The 5,341-nt window shown below is 53.2% G+C and carries 2 rRNA genes; both read left to right on the forward strand.

Features of this window, described 5'->3' with window-relative positions:
* Positions 1–192 precede the first annotated feature (192 nt).
* Positions 193–1,726: ribosomal RNA gene (locus ACS1BR_RS09255) — 16S ribosomal RNA — on the forward strand.
* A 352-nt stretch (positions 1,727–2,078) separates the two neighbouring features.
* Positions 2,079–5,222, forward strand: a 23S ribosomal RNA gene (locus ACS1BR_RS09260).
* The 16S and 23S rRNA genes sit together here, the layout of an rRNA operon.
* Positions 5,223–5,341: the final 119 nt, after the last annotated feature.

Consider the following 5,341-nt stretch of genomic DNA (forward strand, 5'->3'; position numbering starts at 1 on the left):
GGGGTGTTGTGCTTCTGTGAGGGGCTTGGTTTGCCTGTGATTGATACCAAGAATTTATGTATTGATATGTTGTGAATGACCGTGATGGTTTCAATAACGATGCAATAGATATGGGTATTCTTGTATATTTGTATTTTATGTTTATGTTGAATTTGAGACCGGGTTTTCATGCTTTCTTTTAGTTATTGTTTTGTAACGGAGAGTTTGATCCTGGCTCAGGACGAACGCTGGCGGCGTGCTTAACACATGCAAGTCGAACGCTGAAGCCCTTGGTGCTTGCACCGGGGTGGATGAGTGGCGAACGGGTGAGTAATACGTGAGTAACCTGCCTTTGACTCTGGGATAAGCCTGGGAAACTGGGTCTAATACCGGATATGACTACTTCCTGCATGGGATGGTAGTGGAAAGGGCTATGTACTGGTTGAAGATGGGCTCACGGCCTATCAGCTAGACGGTGGGGTAATGGCTCACCGTGGCGACGACGGGTAGCCGGCCTGAGAGGGTGACCGGCCACACTGGGACTGAGACACGGCCCAGACTCCTACGGGAGGCAGCAGTGGGGAATATTGCACAATGGGCGCAAGCCTGATGCAGCGACGCCGCGTGAGGGATGACGGCCTTCGGGTTGTAAACCTCTTTCAGCACCGAAGAAGCGGAAGTGACGGTAGGTGCAGAAGAAGCGCCGGCTAACTACGTGCCAGCAGCCGCGGTAATACGTAGGGCGCGAGCGTTGTCCGGAATTATTGGGCGTAAAGAGCTTGTAGGCGGTTTGTCGCGTCTGCTGTGAAAGGCTGGGGCTTAACCCTGGTTTTGCAGTGGGTACGGGCAGGCTAGAGTGCAGTAGGGGAGACTGGAATTCCTGGTGTAGCGGTGAAATGCGCAGATATCAGGAGGAACACCGATGGCGAAGGCAGGTCTCTGGGCTGTAACTGACGCTGAGAAGCGAAAGCATGGGGAGCGAACAGGATTAGATACCCTGGTAGTCCATGCCGTAAACGTTGGGCACTAGGTGTGGGGGACATTCCACGTTTTCCGCGCCGTAGCTAACGCATTAAGTGCCCCGCCTGGGGAGTACGGCCGCAAGGCTAAAACTCAAAGGAATTGACGGGGGCCCGCACAAGCGGCGGAGCATGCGGATTAATTCGATGCAACGCGAAGAACCTTACCAAGGCTTGACATGTACTGGATCGCTCTAGAGATAGGGTTTCCCTTTGGGGCTGGTATACAGGTGGTGCATGGTTGTCGTCAGCTCGTGTCGTGAGATGTTGGGTTAAGTCCCGCAACGAGCGCAACCCTCGTTCTATGTTGCCAGCACGTGATGGTGGGGACTCATAGGAGACTGCCGGGGTCAACTCGGAGGAAGGTGGGGATGACGTCAAATCATCATGCCCCTTATGTCTTGGGCTTCACGCATGCTACAATGGCCGGTACAATGGGTTGCGATACTGTGAGGTTGAGCTAATCCCAAAAAGCTGGTCTCAGTTCGGATTGGGGTCTGCAACTCGACCCCATGAAGTCGGAGTCGCTAGTAATCGCAGATCAGCAACGCTGCGGTGAATACGTTCCCGGGCCTTGTACACACCGCCCGTCAAGTCACGAAAGTTGGTAACACCCGAAGCCGGTGGCCTAACCTGTGTGGGGGGAGCCGTCGAAGGTGGGATTGATGATTGGGACTAAGTCGTAACAAGGTAGCCGTACCGGAAGGTGCGGCTGGATCACCTCCTTTCTAAGGAGCTCAACTGTTTGATGGTTGGCTGTGTTTGTTCACGAGTGTTGGACGCATGGTTTGCTCATGGGTGGAATGTTGGTTACAGGTGGTTTGTGTGTGTTTGATCGGATGAGGCGCATTGTTGGGTTTTGAGGCAATAGGGCCTGTGTGGCTGCTGGCCTGGGGACCGGGGAGAGTGTTTTTTCTGTGGTTTCTTGGGTTGGTTGTTGTCTTGGTTGTTGTTTGAGAACTGTATAGTGGACGCGAGCATCTTCTGGGAACTGCGTGATGGGTGGGCTGCTGCACTGTGGTGGTTTGCTTGTTGTGTTGGTTCTTGTTTGTGAATGATCTTATGTATTGATATGTGTGTTTGTAAGTTGTGAAGGGCACACGGTGGATGCCTTGGCATCAGGAGCCGATGAAGGACGTGTGAATCTGCGATAAGCCTCGGGGAGTCGATAACAGGGCGTTGATTCGAGGATTTCCGAATGGGGAAACCTAGCAAGCTGTGATGGTTTGTTACCGCTGGTTGAATGTATAGGCCGGTTGGGGGGAACGCGGGGAAGTGAAACATCTTAGTACCTGCTGGAAGAGAAAATAAGTGAATGATTCTGTTAGTAGTGGCGAGCGAAAGCGGAAGAGACTAAACCTGTGGTGTGTGATGACCGGTTGAGGGTTGCATTGCAGGGGTTGTGGGAGCTGGACGTGGTGGGTTCAACCGCTCACCGGATTGTGCGTGTTGTGTAGGTGAATGTCCTTGGGATGGGCGGCCGGAGAGGGTGAGAGTCCCGTAGCTGGTTCATGATGCGTGGGGTTTGTTTGGTGTCCCGAGTAGCACAGGACTCGTGGAATTTTGTGTGAATCTGCCAGGACCACCTGGTAAGTCTAAATACTTTCTGATGACCGATAGTGGAGTAGTACCGTGAGGGAAGGGTGAAAAGTACCCCGGGAGGGGAGTGAAATAGTACCTGAAACCGTGTGCTTACAAGCCGTCAGAGCCTTGTCTTTGTGGTGGGGTGATGGCGTGCCTTTTGAAGAATGAGCCTGCGAGTTAGTGTTTTGTCGCGAGGTTAACCCGTGTGGGGTAGTCGTAGCGAAAGCGAGTCTGAACAGGGCGTGTGAGTGGCAGGATCTAGACCCGAAGCGGAGTGATCTATCCATGGCCAGGGTGAAGCACGTGTAAGAGCGTGTGGAGGCCCGAACCCACCTAGGTTGAAAACTGGGGGGATGAGTTGTGGATAGGGGTGAAAGGCCAATCAAACTCTGTGATAGCTGGTTCTCCCCGAAATGCATTTAGGTGCAGCGTTGCGTGTTGCTTGTCTGAGGTAGAGCTACTGGTTGGTTGATGGGCCGTATTGGTTACTGACGTCAGCTAAACTCCGAATGCGGGTAAGTGTAAGCGTGGCAGTGAGACAGTGGGGGATAAGCTTCATTGTCGAGAGGGAAACAGCCCAGATCATCGATTAAGGTCCCTAAGCGTGTACTAAGTGGGAAAGGATGTGGAGTTGCTGAGACAACCAGGAGGTTGGCTTAGAAGCAGCCATCCTTGAAAGAGTGCGTAATAGCTCACTGGTCAAGTGATTCTGCGCCGATAATGTAGCGGGGCTCAAGTACACCACCGAAATCGTGGCAATGATGATGAAATGTTTTTTGTTGTTGTTGGGTAGGGGAGCGTCGTGTGTCCGGTGAAGCTGTGGTGTGAACTGATGGTGGAGGGTACGCGAGTGAGAATGCAGGCATGAGTAGCGATACGCGGGTGAGAATCCCGTGCGCTGGATGATCAAGGGTTCCAGGGTCAAGTTCGTCTTCCCTGGGTTAGTCGGGGCCTAAGGCGAGGCCGTCAGGCGTAGTCGATGGATAACGGGTTGATATTCCCGTACCGGTGAAGGACCGTCCATACTGATATTCTGATGCTAACCGTGTGTGCTGGTTCCTGATCCTTGCTCCTTCTTTTTTGTGGGGGTTTGGTGTTGGTTCTGGTGGATGCGGGGTCCAAGGGGTGGAGGTAAGCGTGTTAACAGGTGTGACGCAGGAAGGTAGCCAAGCCACGCGGTGGTTGTCGTGGTCTAAGCGTGTAGGGTGCCCGGTTGTTAAATGCGCCGGGTGTGGGCCTGAGGCGTGATGGGACCCCCTTTTTTTGTGGGGGGATTTGGTGATCCTATGCTGTCGAGAAAAGCATCGGCGTGAGGTTTGAACCGCCCGTACCTAAACCGACACAGGTGATCAGGTAGAGAATACTAAGGCGTTCGAGTGAATCATGGTTAAGGAACTCGGCAAAATGTCCCCGTAACTTTGGGAGAAGGGGAGCCTGGAGCGTGAGCCACTCAAGCGGTGGGGAGCGTGTAAGGGTCGCAGAGACCAGGGGGAAGCGACTGTTTATCAAAAACACAGGTCCGTGCGAAGTTGTAAGACGATGTATACGGACTGACTCCTGCCCGGTGCTGGAAGGTTAAGAGGACTGGTTAGCCCCTTTTTGTGGGGGCGAAGCTAGGAATTTAAGCCCCAGTAAACGGCGGTGGTAACTATAACCATCCTAAGGTAGCGAAATTCCTTGTCGGGTAAGTTCCGACCTGCACGAATGGAGTAACGACTTCCCTACTGTCTCAACCATGAGCTCGGTGAAATTGCAGTACGAGTAAAGATGCTCGTTTCGCGCAGCAGGACGGAAAGACCCCGTGACCTTTACTATAGTTTGGTATTGGTGTTTGGTGCGGCTTGTGTAGGATAGGTGGGAGACTGTGAAGCATTCACGCTAGTGGGTGTGGAGTCGTTGTTGAAATACCACTCTGGTTGTTCTGGATGTCTAACTTGGGCCCATGATCTGGGTCAGGGACAGTGCCTGATGGGTAGTTTAACTGGGGCGGTTGCCTCCTAAAGTGTAACGGAGGCGCCCAAAGGTTCCCTCAGTCTGGTTGGTAATCAGGTGTTGAGTGTAAGTGCACAAGGGAGCTTGACTGTGAGACTGGCGGGTCGAGCAGGGACGAAAGTCGGGACTAGTGATCCGGCGGTACGTTGTGGAACGGCCGTCGCTCAACGGATAAAAGGTACCTCGGGGATAACAGGCTGATCTTGCCCAAGAGTTCATATCGACGGCATGGTTTGGCACCTCGATGTCGGCTCGTCGCATCCTGGGGCTGGAGTTGGTCCCAAGGGTTGGGCTGTTCGCCCATTAAAGCGGTACGCGAGCTGGGTTCAGAACGTCGTGAGACAGTTCGGTCCCTATCCGCTGCGTGCGTTGGAGAATTGAGAAAGGCTGTCCTTAGTACGAGAGGACCGGGACGGACGAACCTCTGGTATGTCAGTTGTACCGCCAGGTGCATGGCTGATTGGCTACGTTCGGGAGGGATAACCGCTGAAAGCATCTAAGTGGGAAGCCTGTTTCGTGATGAGTTCTCCTGGCAACGTGTGTTGTGTGAGGTTCCCTGTAGATGACGGGGTTGATAGGCCAGGTATGGGAGCAAGGACTGAAGACTTGTGGAGTTGACTGGTACTAATAGACCGAAGGCTTACATATTTTCATGCGTGTGTAGGGTTGTTGTGGGTGTGCGTCCGCTGTATGGTTTTGAGATAACAAATGAGGTGGAGCCCTACCCCCCTTCTTGGGGGGTGGGGCTCTCTTCTTGTATTAAGGGT

Source organism: Rothia sp. 18CD1-1 (genome assembly GCF_055285355.1).